This window comes from Rhizobium sp. GW821-FHT14E12, assembly GCF_058803745.1.
In genome coordinates this window covers 160,769-185,966 of record NZ_JBXAPH010000008.1, presented here as the reverse complement: position 1 = coordinate 185,966, position 25,198 = coordinate 160,769, and the positions used below count along the sequence as shown (strand labels likewise).

General features: G+C 62.4%; 22 protein-coding genes. 10 read left to right on the top strand and 12 right to left on the bottom strand.

Annotation, left to right across the window (positions count from 1 at the left end; translation table 11 throughout):
• The first annotated feature begins 6 nt into the window (after positions 1-6).
• The 5 genes from AC1RO0_RS24955 to AC1RO0_RS24935 all read left to right on the top strand — a co-directional run bounded on the left by AC1RO0_RS24955 (position 7) and on the right by AC1RO0_RS24935 (position 5,650).
• Positions 7-1,278, top strand: a complete 1,272-nt coding sequence (locus tag AC1RO0_RS24955; RefSeq protein ID WP_012650779.1) for a CpaE/TadZ family protein — start codon at positions 7-9, stop codon at positions 1,276-1,278.
• An 81-nt stretch (positions 1,279-1,359) separates the two neighbouring features.
• Positions 1,360-2,841 carry a TadA family conjugal transfer-associated ATPase gene (locus AC1RO0_RS24950; protein ID WP_498595270.1) on the top strand — a complete coding sequence of 494 codons (1,482 nt, stop codon included), beginning with the start codon at positions 1,360-1,362 and terminating at the stop codon, positions 2,839-2,841.
• Between the two features lie 10 nt (positions 2,842-2,851).
• Positions 2,852-3,859, top strand: coding sequence for a type II secretion system F family protein (locus tag AC1RO0_RS24945; protein ID WP_498595269.1), 1,008 nt, complete (start codon positions 2,852-2,854; stop codon positions 3,857-3,859).
• Positions 3,860-3,880: 21 nt separating this feature from the next.
• Positions 3,881-4,861 carry a type II secretion system F family protein gene (locus AC1RO0_RS24940; RefSeq protein ID WP_498595268.1) on the top strand — a complete coding sequence of 327 codons (981 nt, stop codon included), beginning with the start codon at positions 3,881-3,883 and terminating at the stop codon, positions 4,859-4,861.
• A 144-nt stretch (positions 4,862-5,005) separates the two neighbouring features.
• A complete protein-coding gene (locus tag AC1RO0_RS24935) occupies positions 5,006-5,650 on the top strand; it encodes a LysE family translocator (protein ID WP_498595267.1) in 645 nt (214 codons plus the stop codon).
• Positions 5,651-5,654: 4 nt separating this feature from the next.
• Here AC1RO0_RS24935 and AC1RO0_RS24930 read toward each other — a convergent pair whose 3' ends face one another.
• Positions 5,655-6,482, bottom strand: a complete 828-nt coding sequence (locus AC1RO0_RS24930) for a tetratricopeptide repeat protein (protein WP_498595266.1) — start codon at positions 6,480-6,482, stop codon at positions 5,655-5,657.
• 147 nt (positions 6,483-6,629) lie between these two features.
• On the opposite strand from AC1RO0_RS24930, the gene AC1RO0_RS24925 reads away from it, so the two are divergent.
• From AC1RO0_RS24925 to AC1RO0_RS24910, 4 genes are all read left to right on the top strand, one after another.
• Positions 6,630-8,021 (top strand): leucyl aminopeptidase family protein, encoded by a 1,392-nt coding sequence (locus tag AC1RO0_RS24925; RefSeq protein ID WP_498595265.1) that lies wholly within the window; start codon positions 6,630-6,632, stop codon positions 8,019-8,021.
• Between the two features lie 306 nt (positions 8,022-8,327).
• Positions 8,328-8,678, top strand: coding sequence for a MarR family transcriptional regulator (locus AC1RO0_RS24920; protein WP_007701799.1), 351 nt, complete (start codon positions 8,328-8,330; stop codon positions 8,676-8,678).
• Positions 8,679-8,689: 11 nt separating this feature from the next.
• Positions 8,690-9,544: a C40 family peptidase gene (locus tag AC1RO0_RS24915; protein WP_498595264.1), complete on the top strand. Its 855-nt coding sequence runs from the start codon at positions 8,690-8,692 to the stop codon at positions 9,542-9,544.
• Positions 9,545-9,621: 77 nt separating this feature from the next.
• The gene (locus AC1RO0_RS24910) at positions 9,622-9,861 is read left to right on the top strand and encodes a hypothetical protein (RefSeq protein WP_498595263.1); all 240 of its coding nucleotides are present in this window, start codon (positions 9,622-9,624) and stop codon (positions 9,859-9,861) included.
• A gap of 8 nt (positions 9,862-9,869) precedes the next feature.
• Here AC1RO0_RS24910 and AC1RO0_RS24905 read toward each other — a convergent pair whose 3' ends face one another.
• The 8 genes from AC1RO0_RS24905 to AC1RO0_RS24870 all read right to left on the bottom strand — a co-directional run bounded on the left by AC1RO0_RS24905 (position 9,870) and on the right by AC1RO0_RS24870 (position 20,713).
• On the bottom strand, positions 9,870-11,261 hold the full coding sequence (locus AC1RO0_RS24905) for an amidase (protein WP_498595262.1): 1,392 nt from the start codon (positions 11,259-11,261) through the stop codon (positions 9,870-9,872).
• Between the two features lie 25 nt (positions 11,262-11,286).
• Complete coding sequence (locus AC1RO0_RS24900; protein WP_498595261.1) at positions 11,287-12,144, bottom strand: ABC transporter permease; 858 nt, start codon at positions 12,142-12,144, stop codon at positions 11,287-11,289.
• Complete coding sequence (locus AC1RO0_RS24895) at positions 12,141-13,094, bottom strand: ABC transporter permease (protein WP_498595260.1); 954 nt, start codon at positions 13,092-13,094, stop codon at positions 12,141-12,143. The genes AC1RO0_RS24900 and AC1RO0_RS24895 overlap by 4 nt, the downstream gene beginning before the upstream one ends.
• 48 nt (positions 13,095-13,142) lie before the next feature.
• Positions 13,143-14,672: an ABC transporter substrate-binding protein gene (locus tag AC1RO0_RS24890; protein ID WP_498595259.1), complete on the bottom strand. Its 1,530-nt coding sequence runs from the start codon at positions 14,670-14,672 to the stop codon at positions 13,143-13,145.
• A 167-nt stretch (positions 14,673-14,839) separates the two neighbouring features.
• The gene (locus AC1RO0_RS24885; RefSeq protein WP_498595258.1) at positions 14,840-15,757 is read right to left on the bottom strand and encodes a LysR family transcriptional regulator; all 918 of its coding nucleotides are present in this window, start codon (positions 15,755-15,757) and stop codon (positions 14,840-14,842) included.
• A 14-nt stretch (positions 15,758-15,771) separates the two neighbouring features.
• The gene (locus AC1RO0_RS24880) at positions 15,772-16,770 is read right to left on the bottom strand and encodes a P1 family peptidase (RefSeq protein ID WP_498595257.1); all 999 of its coding nucleotides are present in this window, start codon (positions 16,768-16,770) and stop codon (positions 15,772-15,774) included.
• A gap of 308 nt (positions 16,771-17,078) precedes the next feature.
• The gene (locus AC1RO0_RS24875; RefSeq protein ID WP_007701777.1) at positions 17,079-17,273 is read right to left on the bottom strand and encodes a hypothetical protein; all 195 of its coding nucleotides are present in this window, start codon (positions 17,271-17,273) and stop codon (positions 17,079-17,081) included.
• 512 nt (positions 17,274-17,785) lie between these two features.
• Positions 17,786-20,713: an aminotransferase gene (locus tag AC1RO0_RS24870; protein ID WP_498595256.1), complete on the bottom strand. Its 2,928-nt coding sequence runs from the start codon at positions 20,711-20,713 to the stop codon at positions 17,786-17,788.
• Between the two features lie 361 nt (positions 20,714-21,074).
• Between AC1RO0_RS24870 and AC1RO0_RS24865 the strand changes: the two genes are divergently transcribed.
• Positions 21,075-21,632: a cytochrome b gene (locus AC1RO0_RS24865; RefSeq protein ID WP_498595255.1), complete on the top strand. Its 558-nt coding sequence runs from the start codon at positions 21,075-21,077 to the stop codon at positions 21,630-21,632.
• A gap of 5 nt (positions 21,633-21,637) precedes the next feature.
• Here AC1RO0_RS24865 and purU read toward each other — a convergent pair whose 3' ends face one another.
• The 3 genes from purU to AC1RO0_RS24850 all read right to left on the bottom strand — a co-directional run bounded on the left by purU (position 21,638) and on the right by AC1RO0_RS24850 (position 25,089).
• Complete coding sequence (gene purU / locus AC1RO0_RS24860) at positions 21,638-22,522, bottom strand: formyltetrahydrofolate deformylase (RefSeq protein WP_498595254.1); 885 nt, start codon at positions 22,520-22,522, stop codon at positions 21,638-21,640.
• 165 nt (positions 22,523-22,687) lie between these two features.
• Positions 22,688-23,923: a hypothetical protein gene (locus AC1RO0_RS24855; protein ID WP_498595253.1), complete on the bottom strand. Its 1,236-nt coding sequence runs from the start codon at positions 23,921-23,923 to the stop codon at positions 22,688-22,690.
• 86 nt (positions 23,924-24,009) lie between these two features.
• The gene (locus tag AC1RO0_RS24850) at positions 24,010-25,089 is read right to left on the bottom strand and encodes a glycoside hydrolase family 5 protein (RefSeq protein WP_498595252.1); all 1,080 of its coding nucleotides are present in this window, start codon (positions 25,087-25,089) and stop codon (positions 24,010-24,012) included.
• Positions 25,090-25,198 lie beyond the last annotated feature (109 nt).

The following is a 25,198-nucleotide window of genomic DNA, read 5'->3' as shown; positions in this document are numbered from 1 at the left end:
AAAGTCATGAGCGCCATCGATTACGATATCAGGCCCACTGCGGCGGACGCCGAGGATGCGCCGCGCACGGGCGATATCGAGAATATGCGGCCGTTGCCGCGCATTTCCGTGCATGCCTTCTGCGAGAGCGAGCAGTTGCACCAGGTCATGGACAGATGCGCCAACGACCGGCGCATGTCCAAGGTCAATCTCAGGATCACCGGCGGCAGCACGGCGGCGGCGGCAAACATGTTCGCCTCAGCGCCGACGCCCAATCTGATCATCCTGGAAACCCGCGCCAATCCGCAGAATCTCCTGGCCGAACTCGCACCGCTCGCTGCCGTCTGCGATCCGACCACCAAGGTGGTGATCGTCGGCCATCACAATGATATCAGCCTCTATCGCGAGCTCATCCGCAACGGCATTTCCGAATATATCGTCCAGCCCGTGACCATGACAGACATCATGGCGGCGATGGCGGCGATTTTCGTCGATCCAGATGCCGAGCCGATTGGCCGCAGCGTCGCCTTCATCGGCGCCAAGGGTGGGGTAGGGGCGTCCACCATCGCGCATAATTGCGCCTTCGGCATCTCCAACCTGTTCTCGGTCGAGACCATTCTGGCCGATCTCGACCTGCCCTATGGCACCGCCAATATCGATTTCGACCAGGATCCGGCCCAGGGCATCGCCGAGGCCGTCTTTGCGCCGGAGCGTCTCGACGAGGTTTTTCTCGACCGCCTGCTGACCAAATGCTCGCAGCATCTGTCGCTGCTCGCCGCTCCCTCCATGCTCGATCGTGCCTATGATTTCGAGGGCCAGGCGTTTCAGCCGGTGCTCGACGTCCTGCAGCGCAGCGCGCCGGTGACCGTCCTCGACATGCCGCATCTGTGGACCGAGTGGACGCGCTCCGTACTCTCGTCCGTCGATGAGGTCGTGATCTGCGCGGTGCCCGATCTTGCCAATCTGCGCAACGCCAAGAACATGCTGGATGCGCTGCGCAAGCTGCGTCCCAACGACAAGGCGCCGCATCTCATCCTCAATCAGGTCGGCATGCCGAAGCGCCCGGAAATCGGCCCCTCGGAATTCTGCGAGCCGCTGGAAACCGACCCGATCGCGATCATTCCCTTCGACATCAACCTGTTCGGCAACGCGGCCAATAGCGGCCGGATGATTTCGGAGACCGATCCGAAGTCGCCGATCGCCGAAACCTTCTCGCAGATATCGCATATCGTTACTGGGCGCGTGGCGCTGAAGAAGGCAAAGAAAGGCGGCCTGCTCGGCCTCCTGAAACGGAAGTAACTGTTTGATTTCGCATGATCGGATTGGAAAGGCGGTTCGCATTTTCGGGGTCATGCTCAAGCGTAGAATTGGATCGACGGCATGTTTGGCAGACGCGGAAATGAAGGTCCTGCAAAGAGCGGCGGCATAGCCCCTCCGCCGGCGCCGGCGCGCGCTCCATCCGACGCGCCGCCCGCGACATCGACCATATTGGTCGAGCCGGCGCGCGAGGCCTCGCCGCAGCGTCAGCAGGTGCCGCCGCCGTCGATGCAGACGCCGACACGCCGCCGGCCAGCCCGTACCGAGGAATATTACGACACCAAGTCGCAGGTCTTTGCCGCGCTGATCGATACGATCGACCTCTCGCAGCTCTCCAAGCTCGATGCCGAGGCGGCGCGCGAGGAAATCCGCGATATCGTCAATGACATCATCACCATCAAGAACTTCGCGATGTCGATTTCCGAGCAGGAGGAACTGCTCGAGGATATCTGCAACGACGTGCTTGGCTACGGCCCGCTGGAGCCGTTGCTGGCGCGTGACGATATTGCCGACATCATGGTCAACGGCGCCGGCCAGACCTTTATCGAAGTCGGCGGCAAGACCATCGAATCGGAAATCCGTTTCCGCGACAATGCCCAACTTCTGTCCATCTGCCAGCGCATCGTCAGCCAGGTCGGCCGCCGCGTCGATGAATCGAGCCCCATCTGCGACGCCCGCCTGCCGGACGGATCGCGCGTCAACGTCATCGCGCCGCCGCTGTCGATCGATGGCCCGGTGCTCACCATCCGTAAATTCAAGAAGGACAAGCTGACGCTCGACCAGCTCGTCCGCTTTGGCGCCATTACGCCGGAGGGCGCGACGCTTCTGCAGATCATCGGCCGCGTTCGCTGCAATATCGTCATTTCCGGCGGTACCGGCTCGGGCAAGACGACGCTGCTGAATTGCCTCACCAACTATATCGACCGCCACGAGCGCGTCATCACCTGCGAGGATACGGCCGAACTGCAGCTGCAGCAGCCGCATGTCGTCCGGCTCGAAACCCGGCCGCCGAATATCGAAGGTGAGGGCGAGATCACCATGCGCGACCTCGTCAAGAACTGCCTGCGCATGCGTCCTGAGCGCATCATCGTCGGTGAAGTGCGTGGGCCGGAGGTCTTCGACCTGTTGCAGGCGATGAACACCGGTCACGACGGCTCCATGGGCACGCTCCACGCCAACACGCCGCGAGAGTGCCTCAGCCGTATCGAATCGATGATCGCCATGGGTGGCTACAGCCTGCCGGCAAAGACGGTGCGCGAAATCATCTCCACCTCCGTCGACGTGATCGTCCAGGCCGCCCGCCTGCGTGACGGTTCGCGCCGCATCACCCAGATCACCGAGGTGATCGGCATGGAAGGCGACGTGATCATCACCCAGGACCTGATGCGCTACGAAATGGAAGGCGAGGACGCCAACGGCCGCATCATCGGCCGGCACATGTCGACCGGCGTCGGCAAGCCGCATTTCTGGGACCGCGCTCGCTACTACAACGAGGAAAAGCGCCTGGCGGCGGCCCTCGACGAGATGGAAAACAACTCGAAATAGGACTTTCCCGATGTTCGGTGTCGATCCGGTGGTGCTTTTGATTGTCGTGCTCGCAGCCGTCTCGGCGGCGGCGGTCTGCTACGGCGTTCTTTATTCCCAGATCGAGGCGCAGAAGAAGAAGGACAGCCGCGTTAGCCGGGTCAAGGCGGCCGAGGGTGATCGCTCCAAGGTCAAGGCGGCGCGCGACCGCGTGCAGGAAATGTCGAAGCGCCGCAAATCGGTGCAGGACACGCTCAAGGATCTGGAGAAGCGCCAAGTCGAGAACACGAAGAAGAAGCAGTCGCTGAAAGCGCGCCTCGTACAGGCTGGCCTGTCGCTGACGCCGGCGCGTTTCTATCTATTCAGTGTCCTGTTCGGCCTTTTCGTCATGGTCGTCGCCTTTCTTTTCGGCGCGCCGCTCGCCGTTATCGCCGGCCTGCCATTCGCTGCAGCCTTCGGTCTGCCGCGCTGGGTCGTCGGCTTCCTTATCAAGCGCCGGCAGAACAAGTTTCTGGAGGAGTTTCCGAACGCGCTCGATCTCATCACCCGCTCGATCCGCTCCGGCCTGCCGCTCAACGACGCGGTGCGCCTTGTGGCGAGCGAAGCGCGCGAGCCGGTCAAATCCGAGTTCCGCAGGGTGGTCGAAACGCAGCAGGTCGGCCTCAGCATGACCGATGCCTGCGCGCGCATGAACAATCACATGCCGCTGCAGGAGGTGAACTTCTTCTCGATCGTCATCGCCATCCAGGCACAGGCGGGCGGTAATCTCTCCGAGGCGCTGGGCAACCTCGCCAAGGTGTTGCGCGAGCGCAAGAAGATGAAGGCGAAGGTGGTGGCGCTGTCGATGGAAGCCAAGGCCTCGGCTGTCATCATCGGCGCGCTACCCTTCATCGTCATGCTGCTCGTCTACCTGACCTCGCCGCAATACATGATGATCCTGTTCACCGATCCGCGCGGCCACCTGATCATGGGAGCCGCCGGTATCTGGATGTCGGTCGGCGTCTACATCATGCGCAACATGGTCAATTTCGAGATCTGATCGGAAGGAAAGACACAGCTCATGAGTTCCGATATCGCCGCCAGATTGACAGACCCCGGCACGATCCTCGCCGTTTTCGTGGCGATTGCCGTGTTCGCCACCTTCTACACGATTGCCGTGCCCTTCCTCGAGCGCGGCGATCTCAACAAGCGCATGAAGGCGGTCTCCACCGAGCGCGAGCAGATCCGCGCCCGGGAGCGCGCCCGGCTGAACACGGACGGCGGCAAGGCGTCCCTGCGCAGCCAGAACAACAAAAACGTCCGTCAGATCGTCGAGCGCTTCAATCTCCGCAACGCTCTGGTCGATACCAACACCGTCAATCGCCTGCGCGCCGCCGGCCTGCGCTCGGAAAACGCGCTGAACATGTTCCTGGTGGCGCGTTTCCTGCTGCCCTTTCTGTTCCTGGCCGTCGCCATCTTCCTGGTTTTCGGCCTTGGTTATTTCGCCGCCAAGCCGTTTCCTCTCCGTCTTTTCGGTGTCATCGGACACAGCTATCTCGGTTTTTACTCACCGAATATCTATATTTCCAACCGGGTGGCCAAGCGGCAAAAATCCATCAAGCGCGCCTGGCCGGATGCGCTCGACCTGATGCTGATCTGCGTGGAATCGGGCATCTCCATCGAGGCCGGCATGCGCCGCGTCTCCGAGGAAATGGCGGAGCAATCGCCGGCACTTGCCGAGGAAATGGTGTTGACCACGGCGGAGCTTTCCTTCCTGCAGGACCGCCGCACCGCCTTTGACAATCTCGCCGCCCGCACCCAGATCGAAATCGTCAAGTCGGTGACGCAGGCCCTGATCCAGGCGGAGCGCTACGGAACACCGGTCTCGCAGGCGCTGCGCGTGTTGGCGCAGGAAGGCCGCGACGAGCGCATGAACGAGGCGGAAAAGAAGGCCGCCGCGCTGCCGCCGAAACTGACCGTGCCGATGATCATCTTCTTCCTGCCCGTCCTCATGGCCGTCATCCTCGGCCCGGCGATCATCCAGGTGATGGACAAGTTCTGACGGGTTGAACTTGCCGCCGGCACGGAAGGTGGTTACTTTCCGATCAGTGTCGCAGGCGGCACGAGATGGATGATCATCGAGAAGGCGCGGCACGATCCGCGCCCGCCGCCCGGACAGATTTTCAGCCGTATCGGGAGGTGCCGCATGTCATCCATAGCCATATTTTTCACCGTCATTGCCGCCGTCCTCATCGGCGCGGTCAGCCCTGGACCGAGTTTTGTCCTGGTGTCCCGCATCGCCGTTTCCCGCTCGCGCCAGGCGGGGCTCGCCGCCGCCTTCGGCATGGGAACCGGCAGCGTCATTTTCGCGACCCTGGCCCTGTTCGGCTTGAGCGCGCTGCTGATGCAGGTCGAATGGCTCTATCTCGCCCTGAAGGTCGCGGGCGGCCTCTATCTGATCTATATCGGCATCCGCATCTGGCGCGGCGCAGCGCAGGATCTCGCCCTCGACGCGCCGGCATCGCCCGCCGGAGCGAGCGTCGCGCGCAATTACTGGTTCGCGCTCGGCACGCAGCTCAGCAATCCGAAAACCGCGATCTTCTATGGCAGTATCTTTGCCGCACTTCTCCCAGCGCAACCCGCTCTCTGGCTGCTGGTTGCGCTGCCGCCGGCGGTCTTTGCGATCGAGGTAGGCTGGTACACGGTGGTGACGCTTGCTTTCTCGTCGAACCGCCCGCGCGCGCTTTATTTGGGATCAAAGCTCTGGATCGACAGGGTAGCGGGCGCCGTCATGGGTGCCCTCGGCGCCCGGCTCGTGAGCGAGGGCCTGCCGCGGCATATCTGGCGCTGAAGGCCTAATTGACAGCCTTCTTGGCACCGTCGCTGGCGGCGAGTTTCTGCCAGGAATTCTGTTGCGCCAGCATGCCGCGCAGATAGGCGACATTGGCATCGGCCTGCTGCTGCGTCAGCTCCTGGCGGGCGATCTGCTCGGCCTCGGGGAAGCGGCCCTGCAGGCCGACGACGAGGGCGAGGTTCTGGCGCACGCGGCTGTCGGCCGTCGGCTGGCCGGCGGCGGAGCGCAGATAGGTTTCGGCGGTCTTGAGGTCGCCGGTCAGCACATAGGACATGCCGAGATTGGAAAGGATGGACGGTTCGTTCGGGGCAAGCACCAGGGCGTCGCGATATTTGCCGCGGGCCTCGTTCGAGCGGCCAAGCTGGTCGAGGATCGCGCCTTCGGCCGAAACCAGCCGCCAGTCCGGCCGATCCGGAAGCTGCGCGCGGTCGATGGTCGCAAGCGCCTCTTGCAGTTGGCCGGCCGCCGCCTGGGCCTTGCCGTAGGCGGCCAGCACGCCGCGGTCGCTCGGATGGGTGATCGCCACCTGCTGCATGACGGCGAGCGCCTGTTCGCTGCGGCCGCTCATGCGCAGCACATTGGCGTAGTTGACGCCGGTGTCGCGGTCCTTCGGATTGGTATCGTAGGCCTTACCGAGGGTAAGGGTCGCCCGGGCGAGGTCGGCGCTGTCCATCTGGTCGACCGGCTTCGACACTGTCGAGATCGAACCGGTCGTCATCTTGTCCTTGCCCGTCGTCGAGCAGCCCGCCAGCGCCAGCGCCAGAAGGGCTGCCGATGCGCCACGGAAAAGGAAAGTCTTGAGCGAAGACGTGGTTGAGGCGGCAGACATGTCCCTATCCCTGAATGTCAGAGTCCTGCGTCTGGCCTCAAATCGGAACAGGGAAAGGTTTGACGCAATGTTCGCTCCAGCAATAATCTGTTAACCCTAACAGACAGTTAACCAATGATTCCCCGAAATGACCGCCAAAGGATAGTCATGGCCCCCTATCAGTACATCGAGCGCGCGACGCCGTTCAATTCGAAGGGTGGCGCGACGCTGCCGATCTTCGCCGTTACCCCGGCGCATATCGAGACCGGCACTATCGACCCCATCGCGCTCGATTGGGCGCACAAGGCTGGTTACAAGGCGGAAAGCGGCTCGCTGTTGCTGATCCCGACGGCTGAAGGCCATCTCGGCGGTGCGTTGTTCGGCCTCGGCTCCAACCCCTCGGAACAGCCTTTCCTCACCGGCAAACTGGCGCGATCGCTGCCGGCTGGCGAGTGGCATATCGAGACCGCGCCGCTGACGGCTAACCGGCTCTCGCTCGGCTTCGGCCTCGGCAGCTACCGCTTCGACCGCTACAAGTCGGAAAAGGCGGCCGGACCCACACTGATGATCCCGCGCGACGCCGATGCCGCCGATATCAAGCGGCAGCTCGCCGGCGTCTTCCTCGCCCGCGACCTCATCAATACGCCGACCAACGACATGGGGCCGGAACAGCTCGAAGCCGCCTTCCGGGCGCTTGCCGAGCATTACAAGGCGGAGATGTCCGTCATCATCGGCGACGACCTGCTGAAGGAGAATTTCCCGCTGGTGCACACCGTCGGCCGCGCCAGCGCCGATGCGCCCCGCCTCTTGGAACTACGCTGGGGCAAGAAGGGTCATCGCCGCATCACGCTGGTCGGCAAGGGCGTCTGCTTCGATACCGGCGGTCTCGACATCAAGCCGGCCTCCTCGATGCTGCTGATGAAGAAGGACATGGGCGGTGCCGCCAATGTCATGGGCCTGGCGCTGATGATCATGGACGCCAAGCTCAAGGTCGATCTGCGCGTCATCGTGCCGGTCGTCGAAAACTCGATTTCCGCCAATGCCTTCCGTCCCGGTGACATCTATAGAAGCCGCAAGGGCCTGACGGTGCAGATCGACAATACCGATGCGGAGGGCCGGCTGATCCTCGCCGATGCTCTCGCCTATGCCGATGAAGACGCGCCGGACCTTATGATCGATATGGCGACGCTGACGGGTGCTGCTCGCGTCGCGCTCGGCCCCGACCTGCCGCCCTTCTTCACCGATGACAATGATCTCGCCCGCGACCTCACAGAGGCGAGTCTCGAGACCGATGATCCGCTCTGGCGCCTGCCGCTTTATAATGGCTACGACAAGGATATCCGCGCCAAATTCGCCGATATCACCAATGCCCCCTCCGGCGGCATGGCCGGCTCGATCACGGCAGCGCTGTTCCTGCGTCGCTTCGTGACGAAGACCCCGAGCTGGGTGCATTTCGATATCTATGGCTGGGCTCAGAACGAACGCCCGCATTCGCCGGGCGGCGGCGAGGCGCAGGCGATCCGGGCGCTGTATCACCATATCCGGGAGAGTGTGCGGTAGGACGCCACAATCCCCTCTCCCCGCAATGCGGGGAGAGGGCTAGGGTGAGGGGCCAGGCGCAACGGTGCGGCAACACCGGACTCGCCTGACCATCACCGTGATGCGGTCCGAGAAGACAGTAATTCCGGACTTGCGGCTGCTTCCGAGAAAGCCCCTCATCCGAGCCCTCGACATTTCGCTTCGCTCAATGCCTCCGTCCCACCTTCTCCCCGCATTTGCGGGGCGAAGGGTTGATGAATTCCCCTTGAATCCGCCACGATCTTGGCAGAAACTGAAACGGTAGCGTAACGATCTTCGGGGTTGCCCTTGCCGCTTGAACTCTCTGCCTCGCAGGCTCTCGGCCTCTGGCATGGCGTGGCGCTCGAACAGGTGCGCCGCGAGGATCATGATTTGACCCTACGGCAGACGACAATCCTCTTGCAGATCTATCTCGTGCCGCCGCCGCATACGGTGCGCGGGCTTGCCGCGACGCTTGGCGTCACCAAGCCGGTCATCACCCGCGCGCTCGACACCATGGGCGAGATGGGGCTGGTCGACCGCGTGCGCGACGACCGCGATCGTCGCAATGTCATCATCAAGCGCACGGTAACCGGCGCGCTCTATCTCGAAAAGCTCGGTGATCTCGTCATCGCGCAAGGCCGCAAACTATCAGTCTAGGGACCATCGTCATGACGCTCGACCGCCGCCTTAATGCCTACCGGCCCGATCTCGCCGAAGCCTCTCTTCGGGGCCAGGTCGAGGCCGAGCGTTTCGTCGTGGGCACCACGGCGCAGGTTGCCGTTCCGGTCATCGCGCTGCGTCCGCAGCCGGATCTGGCACGCGGCATCGATACGGAGCTTTTGCTCGGCGAGGATGTCACGGTTTTCGAGCGCAAGGATGGTTGGGCCTGGGTGAAGGCTGTTTCGGACGGTTATGTCGGCTATCTGCCTGAAGATGCGATCAAGGAGGGGCCGGCCGCGCCGACCCATATCGTCGTCCCGCAGCGGACTTTCCTCTATCCGGAGCCGGAACTACGCAAGCCCTATACCGGCGTGCTCTCCATGGGCAGCCGCGTTCGTGTCACCGGCACAGCGGAGGCGCGCGGCAATCATTATGTCGTGCTGGAAGACGGCACTGCCATTTTCGCCAAGCATGTGCAGCCGATCGGCTATAATGACGGCGGCGACTATGTGGATATCGCCGCGAAATTCATGGAAACGCCCTATCTGTGGGGCGGTCGCTCTGGCCTTGGTGTCGACTGCTCCAGCCTGATCCAGCTTGCGCTCCTGATGACGGGCCGCGCCGCGCCGCGCGATTCCGACATGCAGGCGGCCGGGCTTGGCAAGCCGATCGCTCGCGAGGAGCTGAAGCGCGGCGATTTCGTCTTCTGGAAGGGCCATGCGGCGGTGATGGAAGATCCGGAAACCATCATCCATGCCAACGGCCACACTATGACCGTCGCCCGCGAGAATTTTGCCGCCGCCGTCGAGCGCATCGGCTGGCTCTATGAGTATCCGACCGGCTACCGCCGCCTCGGTGATTGAGCGCTGATCGGAACCGTCGCGGATCTGGATCGTTATTCTCTCGAATGAACATCGTTTTGTTCGAGAGGAGACGCATCATGCCGATTACCGCGATGGAACAGGCGATCAGGGATATTCTCGGCGACAGCCACCTCCGGCGCAACCGCAAGATCGACCGGCTGCTCGAACTGCAGAGCGAAGCGCGTGGCATCCAGCGCGCCGGCAGCGAAAGTACGATGAGTGCTGACGACGGCCTTCAGGATGATCTGCGCGTGATCGAAAAGGCGCTTCTGGATCTCGGCGCCGATGTCGCGGAAAAGGGTGCGGCGACCCTGTAGCGGGGATCCTAGCCCGGCGCTTTCGGCCAGTTCGTCACGCCGCCAGTCCAGGTCTCGAAGGCTTTCGAGAGTTTCAGGACCAGCATGTCACCGAAACGTGGGCCGACGATTTGCAGGCCGATCGGCATGCCGGAGCGGGAGAAGCCGCAATTGATCGAGGAGGCCGGCTGCTCCGACATGTTCCAGGGAACGGTGAAGCCGATATGTTCGAAGGGTAGGGCCGGATCGTTGGTGGGCGAGGCCCATTCGGCCGGATAGGAGACGATCGGATTGGTTGGCGACAGCACCGCATCGACCTCCGTGAAGAGCCTGCCGCAGCTCTTGCGCATCTCGATCGTTTGGTTGAAGCCGCGCACGGCCTCGACGCCGCTGATATCGGCGCCGCCCTTTGCCCAGGAATGGATATAGGGCAGGATCATCTCGCGGCGTTCTTCGCTCAGATTGACGATATCGCCCCAGAAACGCGCCCGCCAGAAGACATCCAACCCATCCAGCATCTGCCGCGTTAGCACCGGCGCAACGTCGACAATGATGGCGCCGGCCTCTTCGAAACGCCTGGCGGCGGCAACGACGGCATCGCGCACTTCTTCATCGACAGGCAGGCCGCAGCCGGCATCGAGCATCAGGCCGATCTTCACTCCGCGTACGTCGATATCGAGATCCATCCAGTTGAAGTCGTTTGGTGGCAGGCTGGTGCCGTCGCGCCAGTCGGGACGCGAGAGCGTTGCCATGGAAAAGGCGGCGTCCTCGACCGTGCGGGTCATCGGCCCGGCGCAGCGGCCGACATAATAGGGGTCGACCGGAATGCGGCCATGGCTCGGCTTGAAGCCGAAAATGCCGGTCCAGCCGGCGGGCAGCCGCACCGAGCCGCCAATATCCGTGCCGATATGCAGCGGGCCGTAGCCGGCCGCGGTCGCAGCCGAAGCACCGGCGCTGGAGCCGCCGGGGTTCTGCGAGGGATCCCAGGGATTACGGCTGAGCTTGTGGAAGCTGGAAAGGCCGGAGGAGAGCATGCCGTAGTCGGGGCAGGTGGTCTTGGCGAAGATCACCGCGCCGTCCTCGCGCATCCGCGCGGCAATCGGCGCGTCCTCGGCGGCGGGGACGAGTTCGACGGCTGCCGTGCCGAGCGGCACCGGCTGGCCCTTGGTGGCGATCAGTTCCTTGAGCGTGACAGGAATACCGTCGAGCGGCCCGAGCGGGGCGCCTTTTGCCCAACGCTCGGTGGAGGCTGCGGCCTGCCTGCGCGCGTCTTCCGGGTCATAGGCATAGAGCGCTGCGATGGTCGGCTCCCAGGCCGCGATATGCGTTTCCAGCGCTAGCCAATATTCGCTCGGCGAGAGGCTCTTTGCGGAAAACTTCTCCAGGAGCTGGCGGATGGAAAGATCGGTCGTTTCGGTCATGGTCGATACTCTTCGTGGTCTGAATTCAGCGACGGGCTTCGCGCGGATCGAGAAGATCGCGCAGGCCGTCGCCGAGCATGTTGAAGCCGAGGACGGAAAGCGCGATCGCCAGGCCCGGCAGGATGGCGAGCCAGGGCGCCAATCCGAGATAGGTCTGTGCATCCGCCAGCATCCGCCCCCAGGTCGGGGCCGGCGGCGGTACGCCGAGGCCGAGGAAGCTCAGGCCCGCTTCGGTCAGGATCGCCAGGCCAAGCTGGATCGTCGCCTGCACGATGATGCCGCTCAGGATATTCGGCAGCACATGCCGCATGGTGATCGAAAAGGGTGTGTTGCCGATGGCGCGCGCCGCCATCACATAGTCACGGCTCCAGGCCTGCAACGCCGAACTCAGCGCCACGCGGGCAAACACCGGAACCATGAATGTGGCGATGGCGATGATGGCGGTTAGGCGTCCGGTGCCGAGAAAGGCGCCGAGGATCATCGCCGACAGGATCGGCGGCAGCGCGAAGATGACGTCGCAGGCGCGCATGACCAGCGCCTCGAACAGTCCGCGTTGAGCCGCGGCGGCGACGCCGATCATCGTGCCGATCGTGCCGCCGATCGCCACCGCCGACACTGAGATCGATAGCGAATTCCAGCAGCCGGCCATCAGCATCGACAGCACGTCGCGGCCGAGCTGATCGGTGCCGAGAAGGCCGAAGCCGAGAGGCGGTTGCAGCTTGTGAATGATCTGCATCTTCGCCGGCGGCAACGGCGTCCAGAACAGCGACAGGATGGCGACGCCGACAAGCGCGAGGATGATGATCGCGCCGACGACGAGGTTGGCGCGGCGCAGCGCGCGAAAACGGGAACGGCGAGGGGATGCGGTCTCGGCCATGGTCATCGCGTCGCTCCGCTGCGAAGCCTGGGATCGATAACCAGATAGGAAAGATCGACCAGGAAATTGACGACGATGACGAGGCCGGCGAAGAACAGCACCACGTCTTGAAGAACGATGACGTCGCGCTGGCTGAGTGCCTGATAGGCCAGCCGTCCGAGGCCGGGCAGGTTGAAGACGTTTTCGATCAGTACCGCGCCGGCGACGAGGAAGGTGAATTGCAGGCCGAGAATGGTCATCACCGGCATCAGCGCGTTGGGCACGACATGCCCCCAGAGCACCGCACTACGGGACAAGCCCTTGGCGATGGCGGTGCGGGCAAAATCCTCATGCAGCGTGTCGAGCACCGCCGAGCGGGTGACGCGGGTCAGCACACCGGCCTGCGGTAGGGCCAGTGCCACGGCCGGCATGATCAGCGCTTTAAGCGCCGGCCACAGGCCGTTGCCCCAGCCGGGAAAGCCGACGGCCGGCATCCAGCCAAGCGAAGTCGCGAATAGCAGGATCAGCAGCAGCCCGACCCAGAAACCGGGCACGGCGATGCTCATCTGCGAAAACAGCGTGGCGATGATGTCGAAGACGCCGCCGCGCTTGGCGGCGGCGGCAACGCCGAGCGGCACAGCGATCAGGATGGAAAGGAGGATGGCGAGGATCGCAAGCGGCAGCGTCACGGCCAGCCGTTCGGCGATCAGGCCTGCGACAGGCACGCCATAGGTATAGGACATGCCGAGATCGCCGGTCAGCGCGCCGCCGAGCCACTGGCCGTAGCGGAGGATCAGCGACTGGTCGAGGCCCATTTCATGCCTGAGCGCCGCCAGCGTCTCCGGCGTTGCCGATGTGCCGAGCGTGATGGCGGCGGGATCGCCCGGCAGCAGGGCCATCACCGCGAAAAGCAGCAGCGAAACGGCGATCAGGGTCAGGAAAAGGCCCATGATCCGGCGGGTGAGAAGTACGATCATTGCATGTCCATGGCCGGGTCACGCCCGGCTGCGCGGCGCTGAAAGAGGTTAGTCTTCCCAGGAAACGTTGGTCAGGACGTTCGAGGGGATCGGTTCGTTCTCCCAGAGGCCCTTCAGCTTCTTGTCCCAGACCCCGAGTTTCGGCATGACGAAGAGGAAGAGCGCCGGCACATCCTCGGCGAGGATCGTCTGTGCCTGGCCATAGAGCTTGTCCTGCTCGGCCGGATCGGCGGTGAGCTGGACCTTCTTCATCAGGTCGTTGAAGGCTGGGTTCTTATAGTTGAAATAATAGGGATCGCGCGCATAGATGTCGATGTCGCGCGGCTCGGCATGGGCGACGATGGTCATGTCGTAGTCGCGGCCGGTGAAGACGTCCTGCACCCATTTTGCCGGAAATTCCGTCGGCTCGATATTCATGGTGACGCCGATATCGGCAAACATCGCCTGCATCACCTGGGCGCTTCTGGGCGCATAGGCCATTTGCGGCGTCTTGATGGTGAAGGTAAAGCCGTTCGGATAGCCGGCTTCGGCAAGCAGCGCCTTGGCCTTGGCGGCATCGAAAGGCAGTGTGCCGGTCAGATCCTGATAGCCCGGATCGTTCGGCGTGTAATGACTGCCGATTGCCGTGCCGAAGCCCGACCAGGCGCCGTCAATAACCGTCTTGCGATCGAGCGCCATCATCAGCGCCTGACGCACCCGCTTGTCGTCGAAGGGCTTGCGCGTGTTGTTCATGCCGGCGACGACCTTCAGCTCGGTATTGCCGACCTTGGTCATCAGCCTGGGATCGCCGTCGAAAGAGCTCATCAGCTCGGGCGCGCCAAACTCAGGAAAGGCGTCGAGGTCGCCGGCCTTGAGGGCTGCGGCTTCCGCCTGCGGGTCGGGAATGAAGCGGAAGGTCACCTTCTCCAGCTTCACGTCGACGGATTTGTTCCAGTAGTCCGGGTTCTTGGCAAGTTCGACATGGTCGCCCTTGGCCCAGGACGCGAACTTGAACGGGCCGGTGCCGACAGGCGTCGTCTTGTCGTTGGCGGTCGATTTCGGGCCGACCATGACGGAGGAAGGCCAGCCGAGCCAATAGAGCAGGCTGCCGGTCGGCGAGGAAAGGTGCAGCACCAGCGTTTCCGGATCCGGCGTGTCGATCGAGGCGATGGTGGTGAAGAAGCGCTTCTGCGGATTGACGGATTTGGCGTCGCGGGCGCGGTCGAGCGTGAATTTCGCCGCCGCCGAATCGAAGGTCTGGCCGTCGTGGAACTTGACGCCGCTCTGCAGCTTGAACGTATAGGTCAGCCCGTCGGGAGAAATCTCCCAGCTCTTGGCGAGCTGCGGCACGACCTTGCCGCTCTCGTCGATGGCGACCAGTCCTTCGAAAATGTTCTGCCAGGTCACCTGACCAATGGCAACGGGGGCGGCGATCGTTGGATCGAGGCCGGTGGGTTCGACCGTCATGCCGATGTTCAGCGTCGTCTTGGCGGCTTCGGCCGATGTCATGCCCATCAGTAGCAGCCCCGCCGAGATTGCGGCGCCACAGGCAAGACGGCGAGCAAAATCGCCCAGGCTCGGACGTAAAAACGTGGTCATATCAGTTCCCTTGGCTCTAGCTCGCAATGCCGGCTTTTCCCTCCGGCATACGGCCATTTTTCAAAATAGTGTCATCTCGCAGGCGCACACACAATTATAAAAATGTGTGCTCAGTGTAGCTGATATGGCTACACTGATTTTGCCTGGTTTAAATCCTTCGCCTGCGATCAATCGCGCTTCCCCTTGTCGATGACCTGTTCGCGCATGAAGCGCTCGATGAAATCGAGAAGCTTGCCGGCGGCGAAGGAGAGTTGGCGGTCCGGCGCAACGCAGAGATCGATCGGCGTCCTGATCCCCTTGCCGCCGGCGACCGGCAGCGCCACGAGCTGGCCGGCCTGGATTTCCCGCTGCACGGTCAGCGCCGGCAGCATGGTGATGGCGGCCCCCCGCAGCACCAGCTCCTTCTGCATCTCGAGCGAACTGCTCTCGAACACCGGGTCGAGTACCAGTCCTTCGCGCTCGAACAGCGCATCGAAGGCCTGCCGAGCGCCGAAGGTGCGGTCAGGTACAGCGAGCGAATGGGCTGCGAGTTCGGCAAGCGAGACCTCCTTGCGCGCCGCCAGCGGATGGTTTGTCGCGGCGATGACGTCATAGGTGATTTCCGAGCGAAGCCGCACCTTGGTTCCCGAAAGCGGCGGCGCGAACAGCGTCACGGCGATATCGGCCTCGGCGCCGTTGACGGCTTCGATGGCGCTGCGGGCGCTGGTGATGGTCACCTCGAAGCGCAGCTTCGGATAGCGCAGGCTGAATTCGGCCAGCGCCGGTGCCAGCAGGTTGGCGACGGTGGCGCCGCTGGCATAGACGCTGACGCGGCCGCGCTGCAGGCCCTTCAGGTCTTCGATCAGCTGATGCACATGGTCGAGTTCGCGCAGCGTCCGCCCGGCGCGCACGGCCAGCAGCTCACCGGCGGCGGTCAGCTTGACACCGCGGGCGCTGCGCTCCACCAGCGGCGTGCCGAAATGATATTCGAGATTTTCGATCTGCCGGCTGATCGCCGTCGGCGCGACGTTCAGGTTTTCCGCCGCCTGGCGCATGGAGTTGGTACGCACCAGCTCGTCGAAATAGATCAGCGCCCGGATCTGCATGGATGGATCTCCGGCTAGGCCGTTCGGTTGGGAAAGCGATCCCGCCAGGCCGGCTGCGCGCCCTCGACCGGCAGCGCCGTCGCCTCGTATACGCCGCGGGCAATCGCACGCGCCATGACGATGGAGGCGAGATGGCAGAGTTCCATGAAGCTCGGCATGTCGTCGCGCTTGTGCTTACCGGTGGAGGCGGCGAAAACCGTGTCGCCGTCGAGCGGCAGATGCGCCGGTAGAAGCGCGCGGGCTAGGCCATCATGGCCGCAGATTGACAGGCGGTGGGCTTCCGCCTTGGTCAGTTGCGCATCGGTGACGATGGCGCCGATGGTCGTTGCCGTGACATTTCCGCCCTTCAGCCGCAGGCGCGTGTCGATGGTCCCGGGCATGCCGAGCCCGCCGAATTCGCCCTTCTCTTCGAAGGGCGCCGCCCAGAAATGCGGGCCGTCGCCGATAGTGGCCGTGCCAAGAGCATTGACGGCAACGATGGCGGCAATCCTGTGCCCCCGGCTGCTGACGGCGCTGGCCGAGCCGAGGCCGCCCTTGACCGTCGCCGTCGTCCCGCCCGTGCCGGCGCCAACTGTGCCGAGCGTGAAGGTGCCCTTTTGCGCCGCCTTGAAGGCAGCGTAACCCATGTCGCGATAGGGCGAATAGAGGCCCCAATCCTTGTTGCCGCCGTTGATGAGATCGAAGAGGATCGCCTGCGGTACGAGGGGAATGAGCGCCGTCCCGATCTGCAGACCGCGTCCGACCTCGCGCAGGCCCGCCTGAACTCCGCCGGCGGCATCGAGCCCGAAGGCTGAGCCACCCGACAGCACAAGACCATCGACCGTGCTGATGGTCATCGCCGGATCCAGCAATGCCGTGTCCCGTCCGCCCGGCGCACCTCCGAGCACGGAGCCGGAGGCGATCGCCGGTTCATCGAAGATGATGGCGGTGACGCCGGAGCCGAGCGCAAGGTCGGTGGAATGACCGACGGCGAGGCCGTCGATGTCGGTCAGGAGATTGAGCAGATCAGCCAATGAAAAATCCTTCGCCTTTCGAAGCGCGAGGTTGTCATGGCGATAGGATCGCAAAGAGGGAGAAAAGACAAGATGGGTTTGTGGGAGGCGGTGCTGTTGGGGCCGACCCTCGTGGTTCGAGACGGCCCTGTGGGCCTCCTCACCATGAGGGCGGGGCGACCGTTGACTCGGTTGGGCGATAGCTTACTTCCGAAGCGAACGCGAAATTGCGTGGTGATAAGTGTGGAAGATCAGTCCTCACCCTGAGCCTGTCGAAGGGCGAGGGCGGGTGATATCGCGATGGGAAAAGTGGCGGCTAAGCCGATCCATCAAACGTGGATCGGCTTAGCCTGTTGGCGTGAGAGGAGATCGCGGATCGCGAGCTTGACCTCGTCCGTGTTTCTGAAACGCTGTTCGTCCAGATCGTGGACATGGTATTTCACGGCGATGAACTTCAGCCGGTCTTCATCCGGAATAACGATGCCGACGGGAACGCCAGCATATTCGATGACTTGCTTCTTCATAAAAATACTCCCTCCGCACCCAAGCGGCGCAGACATGGCGAATTGACTGTTTGAATCCGATTAGGGGACGAACGTCACATTCGACAGCACGGGCGGGAGAGCACGCCCGAACGGTCATGGCCAAGCACGGCCCACCCAAGGATCGAGGCGATGAGCTTGATATTCAGCATGTCACTTTCCTTAGTTGGTGTTGTACTTGTTCTGGCTCCGCTCAAGGGAGCCGGTGATCCGGTGTGCTATTATCTACAACCTTGGCAGAGAATAGCGATTCTATCTCCAGAAACATATTCCGAAAGATGTCAAAATATCGACGATCGGTAAAATATAATTCCGTACCTGGCTAATTACGGGGATGGTTGTGTCAACCTCCTCGCAACCTCCCGTAGCGGAACGGCATCGCCGATCACCGATGAACAAATAGGAATTACCGCGAGATTCGACAATCCCCAAAAGGCACTAAAATTCGCTTGTCGCTAAATTACCCTAATGGTTAACGCCGTCACCGGGAGGGATTAGACGGTGTCTTCCAGAGCCTTTTCCAAGGCTTTAACGAAGAAATCGGCGCTCTCGGCCGAAAGGCAAAGCGGCGGTTTGATCTTCAACACATTCAGGTGATCGCCGGTCGGCTGCATGATGACGCCAAGATCGAGCAGCCGGTCGCAGATATCAGCCGTTTCTTCCGTGGCGGGCGTCAGCGTCTCGCGGTTGCGCACGAACTCGACGCCGAGATAAAGACCGGTGCCGTGCACCGCGCCGATCAGCGGAAAGTGTTCCATAAGCGCGGCCAGCCCCGCCTTCAGATGATCGCCGACGACGCGGGCATTCTCCTGCAGACTCTCGTCCCTGATGATGTCGAGCACGGTGATGCCGACGACGGAGCTCACCGGGCTGCCGCCCGCCGAGGAAAAGAAATAGCCTTCCTTTTCCAGCGATTCGGCAATCTCGCGACGGGTGATGACCGCACCGAGCGGATGGCCGTTGCCCATGCCCTTGGCGATGGTGATGATATCCGGCACCACATTCTGCTGCTCGAAGCCCCAGAAATGATGGCCGAGCCGGCCGTAGCCCACCTGCACCTCGTCGGCGATGCAGAGGCCGCCGCGCCCGCGCACCGCGGCATAGACATCGGTGAGGTAGCCGTGCGGCAGGGCGATGCCGCCGGCATTGCCATAGACCGGTTCGGCGATGAAGCCGGCAAGACCTTCACCCTTCTCGTCCATGGCCGCCAGCAGCGTCGTCACGCCGGCCACGTAATCCGCGCCCGAATCCGGCCCCCGGAACGGGCCACGATAGGTATTGGGCGAAACGACGGGATGCACCCAGTCCGGCCGTGTTGTCAGCGCCTGCGGATTGTCGGCGATGGAGGTGGAGACGGCGTCGCTTGCCAGCGTCCAGCCGTGATAGGCCTCCAGCAGGCACAGCATGTTTTTCTTGCCCGTATGCGCCCAGGCAAGCCGGATGGCGAGGTCGTTGGCCTCCGAGCCACTATTGACCAGGAAAACGCTGTCGAGCCCCTCCGGCGCCAGCGCCGCCAGCCGTTCGGAAAACTCAGCGACGGTGGCATAATGGAAGCGGGAGTTGGTGTTGAGCCGCGACCATTGCTGCTCAACGGCCGCAGTCAGACGCGGATGCGCGTGGCCGAGCATGGTGACGTTGTTGACCATGTCGAGATATGCGCGGCCTTCGATGTCGAAGAGGAATTCACGCCAGCCGCGCTCGATCTGTGGCGGGGCATCGTAATAATGTTTCTGCGGCCTGGCGAAATGCGCAGCGCGCCGGGCAAGTAGGGCCGCGCCGTCTTCTCGCGGTGCTTCGCAGGCCGGGCTCAGAACGGCAGCGGGCGAGGGGCAGACCGCCGACCAGCCATCGGCCTGGTGTGCTGCGGCAAAGAGCGGCGGCACCATCGATGGTGAGCGGCAAAGCTGCACGCGCAGGCCGCCGATCGTCGAGCTTTCGCCTGCGATCGTGCCGATGGTCGCACCCTGCTCGATCTCGGCGCCCTCTTCCAGCGTGCAATCGATGCCATCGAGATGCAGGCTGACGTCCTCGCCTGCAAGGACGAGATGCTGGCCGTCCCATTGGATGTGTCCGGCAAAGGGCGCCGTAACCGTCGTTCCGGCGGGCAGGCAGACATCGCTGTGCAGCGCGAAATTCTGCGGTGGCGTCATGCCAAGGAGATCGCCGCGCGAGAGACGGAATTCGCCATAGCGCGTTGCCGCCGTGCCGGAGGCGACGGCCTCCTTGGCGAGCAGCCGCCAGTCCATGTCGGGCTTGCGCCAGTTGCCGTCGGCAAAATGCGGGCTGGTCGTGGAAAGATCGACGGCGGCAATCGTGTCCGGCGCGATATCCGGCAGCAGCGCCGCCCAGCCATCCGTGGCGATCGGGGCGATGTCGAGGCCGGCGGCGCGCAGGATCGCGGCCTCCATTACGTCCGGATCGGCGCCTGTAGCGACGTCGAAAATCGCGCGCTCGTGCTCAAGATTGCCGCGCACATAATCGTTCTCGGGGTCGATGGCGAGCTGTTGCTCGCCGCTGGCGGCAAGGATCACGGCGCGGGCGACGATCAGCGGCCACAACGCTTTCAGCTCGGTTTCCTCGAGCGGATAGACCGAATGATAGGCCTTGATGGCGGGGATGACGATGAAGGGGTCGCCTTCGGCATGGTGGAGCAGCGAGGCGCAGGTGACGGCGAGGTCTCCCACCAGCCAGCCCTGGATGATGTCGCCGAAATCGATCACCCCGTCCGGGATCGACTGGCCATGCGTGTCCGGATGGCAGACGACATTGTCGTCTGTGACGTCGTGATGGACGGGCTGGACGCGAAGCCCGGCTGCGAGCGGCTGGATGCGCTTGACGGCTGCGACCATCGCCTTGGCGATGCGGTCGCGCGCGTCGTGATCGGTGATCGCGGATAGGAGCTGCACGGCGACCGGCCCGGCGCGACGCAGGTCCCATTGCAGATTGCGATGGAGGCCGGGATGATCGAAATCGGCGAGATCGCGGGCAAGCCGCGCCGAGAGAGCGCCGAGTGCCGAAACCGAGGCGACCGGCAGATGCTTGCGCTTTGTCAGCGATTGGCCGGGGAGGTAGCTGAGCAAACGAACGAGATAATCCTGCTCGCGAATGGCGACGGCAAGGATGTCCTCGCCGGTCTGCGACGGTACGATATTGGGTATGCGCGGTGCATCCGGCTTGGCATGCAAATGGCGCAGGGCAGCGTTCTGCGCTTCCAGCTCGATAATGTTGTAATCCGCGCGGCAGATCTTCAGGACGTAACGGTTCTCACCGGTATCGATGCGGTAGTTGCGGTCCTGCTGGCTACCGAGTTCGGTGAGCGTTCCGGACAGGCCGTAATGCGTCTGCAGGAGGTCCGCTGCTTCCTCCGGCGTGATGTCCGGTCTTGGCAGTTGCATACGATTGACGAGCGCGGCGTCGGTCATGGCTCCCCCGGATGGTTTGTTCCAGTCGACACTAAACCATTCCGTCCTAAAGAAAATCACCGAAAACAAACAGGGTGAACGGACAATAGAATGGAAGATAGGCCACCGATCGCGCCTGCCTAGATGCAGACGTCACTCAACCCTAATGGAATGGCTGTACCGGTAAGTGTTTTGGCCGATGATTTCCATCGCCTCGTCAAGTGCTCTCGGCTTCGGCACGAGGGTCGATCGTGTTTCGGATTTGACGGTCACCACGGCGTGGCCGCTCGCAAGAAGGTGATTTGGCAAGCCTTCAAATCAGCCATATTTCGGCCGATCACCCCAAGAATGTCGAATCCCAGGGCCATCGGAGAACCATTATATGTCTACAATGACCGAGGCGTCGTCCGATGTGCCAAGGCTCCGATACAGACCGTCGCAGCGAATCCTGCACTGGATGATGGCCATCGTGATTATCTCAGCGCTCGGCATCGGCCTTTATTGCTCCTATCTCGAGCCGGGCTCGACGTTGCGGCGCGGCCTTCTCGATGTGCATAAGTCGCTCGGCATGACAGCGCTGGTGTTGATTGTCATCCGCCTGCCGCTCAGGCTTTCCCTAGGCGAGCCCGCCTATCGCCAGCCGCTTGGCATCCTCAACCACTATGCGGCGCGCGGCGTCCATATTTTGCTATATGCGTTGATGATCCTGATGCCGCTCGCCGGCTACACGACCTCGGCAGCCAGCGGTCGCGACCTGCCATGGTTCGGGCTTTTCGAGTGGCCCAACCTCCTGCCGTTCGACAAGCCGCTGGCGAGACTTGCCGCCGGGATCCATGAATATGGCGCCTATTGTCTATACGCGATCGTCAGCCTGCATATCCTGGCAGCCCTCTGGCACCATTTCTTCCAAAAGGACGAGGTGCTGCGCCGGATGCTGTAGTCGGGTCACCCCATCCGTTCGGAAGCATAGCTTCCCGGGCTTGCCGGGAAGACGATGGTGCGGTTGCCGTTGAGGAAGGTGCGGTAGTGGATATGGGCATGGATGGCGCGCGCCAGCACCTGGCTCTCCACATCCCGACCGATCGAGACGTAATCGTCGGCCGACTGCGCATGGGTGATGCGTGCCGTGTCCTGCTCGATGATCGGACCTTCGTCCAGATCGGCAGTGACATAATGCGCCGTCGCCCCGATCAGCTTCACGCCGCGCTCATAGGCCTGCTTGTAGGGGTTTGCCCCCTTGAAGCTCGGCAGGAAGGAATGGTGGATGTTGATGATCCGGCCCGACATCTTCTGACACATCGAATCCGACAGGATCTGCATGTAGCGGGCGAGCACGATCAGTTCGGTGCCGGTCTGCTCGACCACCTCCATGATCCGTGCCTCCGCCTGCGGCTTGTTGGCCTTGGTCACCGGAATATGGTGGAAGGGGATGTCATGGTTGACCACCACCTTCTGATAATCGAAATGGTTGGAGACGACGCCGACGATGTCGATCGGCAGCGCCCCGATCTTCCAGCGGTAGAGCAGGTCGTTCAAACAATGGCCGAAGCGCGACACCATCAGCAGCACCTTCATGCGCTTCTGGGTGTCGTGGATCTCGGCCTCCATCTCGAACTTCTTGGCGATCGGCTTGAAACCTTCGACCAGCGCCTCCTGTCCCACCCCTTGTTCGGAGATGAAGCTCACGCGCATGAAGAACTTGCCGGTATCCAGATCGTCGAACTGGCTGGAATCGACGATGTTGCAGCCCTGGTCGGCCAGATAGTTGGCGATCGCAGCAACAATCCCCCGTGTCGATCGGCACGATACCGTCAATACATAGCTCGTCATGTCTCATCTCTCTTCTGCCGGGGCGCCGGCCTGCTTTGGTGCCGCCTGCTTAAATCAAATCGAAGGCATGGGGAATATGTCCCTCACCCCTGTTTCGGCTGTTACTTTAGGCGAGATGATGGGAAAAACCGTTCCCGTTGCGTCTTCGAACGGCGCATCCCCGCCTTAGCGGTTGGTGGCGAGCGAGAGCGTCTGCGGCTGCTTTGCCTGCGTGCCCTCGTTGAATTTCAGGAAGCCGACCAGCAGCCAGACCAGCCCGGCGGTCTTCATCGAGAAGATGGCCGTGGAGCCGATCATCAGGTTCAGGAACAGAAAGAGGGAAAGGGCGTGGCCGAGGCGCCGCTGGTTGATGGTCTCGCCCCCGGGATAGAGCGAGGCGTAGAGCCAGAACAGGATCAGGCCGAAGATGGTGGCGCCGTATATGATGTAGACATAGCCGCTGTCGTAGAAGATGCCGACCTGATCGAGCTGCAGGCCGATGGTGCTCTGCAGGTCCATGCCGAGGAAGGCTCGCACCGTACCGTTGATGCGACCGACGAAATTATCGCCGGTAACGCCCGGCTTGAGGGCGTTGATGACGAAGCCGACGAGGATGATCAAGGGCATCGTCAACAGGTCGAGCAGCTTCGGAAGCCAGGGATAGATGAAATAGCCGGCGATGCTGATGAGGCTGAAGATCAGCATCGTGCGCGTGTCGTTCGTCAGCAGGATCAGAATGACGGTCGACAGGAACAGCAGCCTGTCGGACAGCCGTAGCCGGCTGGAGAAGCTGATCAGGTAGAGGACCATCACGCCGCAGAAATTGGCAAGCGAGACCTGCTCCAGAAAGATGGACGATGATCGATGGTCGATCAGGCCGAAGGAAAAACGCCCCTCGAAACCCAGCGCTCCGCGGAACAGCCCGATATCGCTGTAGGTGGCGGGCGGCACGCCGCGCGTATTCTGGAAATACTCGGCCGGATGAAAGAGCGCGACATATTCCGTCACCGACACGATTTCGCAGATGAGCACGGCGAGCACGGCAATACAGGAAATCCTGAACGCCAGCTTGACCGTGCGCTCGTTGCAAAGCCTGCCCATGATGGAAAATACGAAGATGATCATCACATTGCGAAGGTGATCGACATAGGGCTGCTTGTTGATGGCGATGACGAAGACCGTCAGCACGATCGTCAGAAGCAGATAGAGGAGCGGCGCCATGTCCTCCTCATAAATCCCCTTCTTCAGGATATAGGCAAAGCTTGCCACCTGCAGGAGCACTTCGCTCATGACCACGGCGTTTGGTGTCAGCGGCGTGATGTTATGATTGATGAAGGCAAGGATGGAATTATACAGGACCGCGAGCAGCGAAATGGCGAGAATGACGTAGTTTATGGGCTGCTTTTCGCCTGAGCTTTGCATGAAATATCCGCGGTCCTGGCGTCTCTGGCCGTGAGCACCATATCAGGCCGATGATTCGCGGCAAAGCGTCGTACGCTCGCCGCCCGTCAGTTTGCAGGCTTGATGAGGGTGCATGCTGGCGCCAGCGAGGCCTTCTTGTTCAAGCCATCCGCCAGCACTTTCATCTGCGGCTTGTCACGGCCGTTGTGCGGCTGGACGTTCAGCGGCTCGTCCGGCGCCCACCAGTCGCCGGCCGCCCAGTAGCTCCAGCCGAGCCAGACGTCGCTGTTGCTGTTCATAACACCGAGCACCTGTTTGAGGCCCTTGAGGCAGCCATCATTGCCGGCCACGCCGAATTCGCCGAGGAAACCGCGCTTGCCGTTTTTGCGCAGCCAGTCGGTGACGTCGTTCAAACCTTTGATGGCATTGTCGCTGCCGTCGCAGGCCGGATGCGTGCCGGAACTATCCGCATCGAGATATTGATGGAATTCGAAGGCGTAGAAATCGAGCGGATCTTTCACGCCGAGCATGACCGTGGCGTTGGCGCCGCCGCCAAGCACATCGGTGGACCAGCTATGCGCGCCGGTCCAGTTCGTACCGGGCACGAGGATGAGGTTGCGCGCGCCGACGGTGCGGATGCTGCGGATGGCGGTATTGGCCGCCTCCAGCCAATCGGGCGCCTTGATATCGTGCGGTTCGTTCATCAGGCCGAAGGAGACACCCTTGCGATTGGCGAACTCGACGGCGAGCCGCGCCCAGAAGTCGCCGAAAGCAAGATCGGTCGCCGGCATCTGCGGGAGCTGGATCTTGTCGTAGTAGCCGTAATTGTGCGGATCGAGGATGACGGCCATGCCATGCTTTTGAATAAGATCGACGGCATCCTTGAGGCTTTGCAGCTCCTTTCCGTCGAGCGGCTGGTTCAATACGGGCTGCAGCCGTTCCCAGCGGAAGGGTAGGCGCACCACGTTCATCCCCTTGCCGGCGAAATAGCGCACCGTGTCTTCGGAAGGGTAGATGTAATTGGTCCCGAGCACACCGCCGTGGTCGCCATATTCAGCGCCGGAAAGATTGATGCCGCGATAGCAGAGCTGCGATGCTGCAAGGCTCGTGTCGGCCTCCGCGACGAAGGCGAGCATGACCGTAGCCGCAAGCGACCGGCGCAGCAGTCTCCTCATCGATCCGGCCATTGCAAGCTCCCGTTCTTCCTGTCGCCTGTCGGTCCGCTTCATAACGCCCGCCCGGTTGAATATTGATGAAGACAGGGGCGCAACGGGACCTCGCCAACGTTTGCGGGGG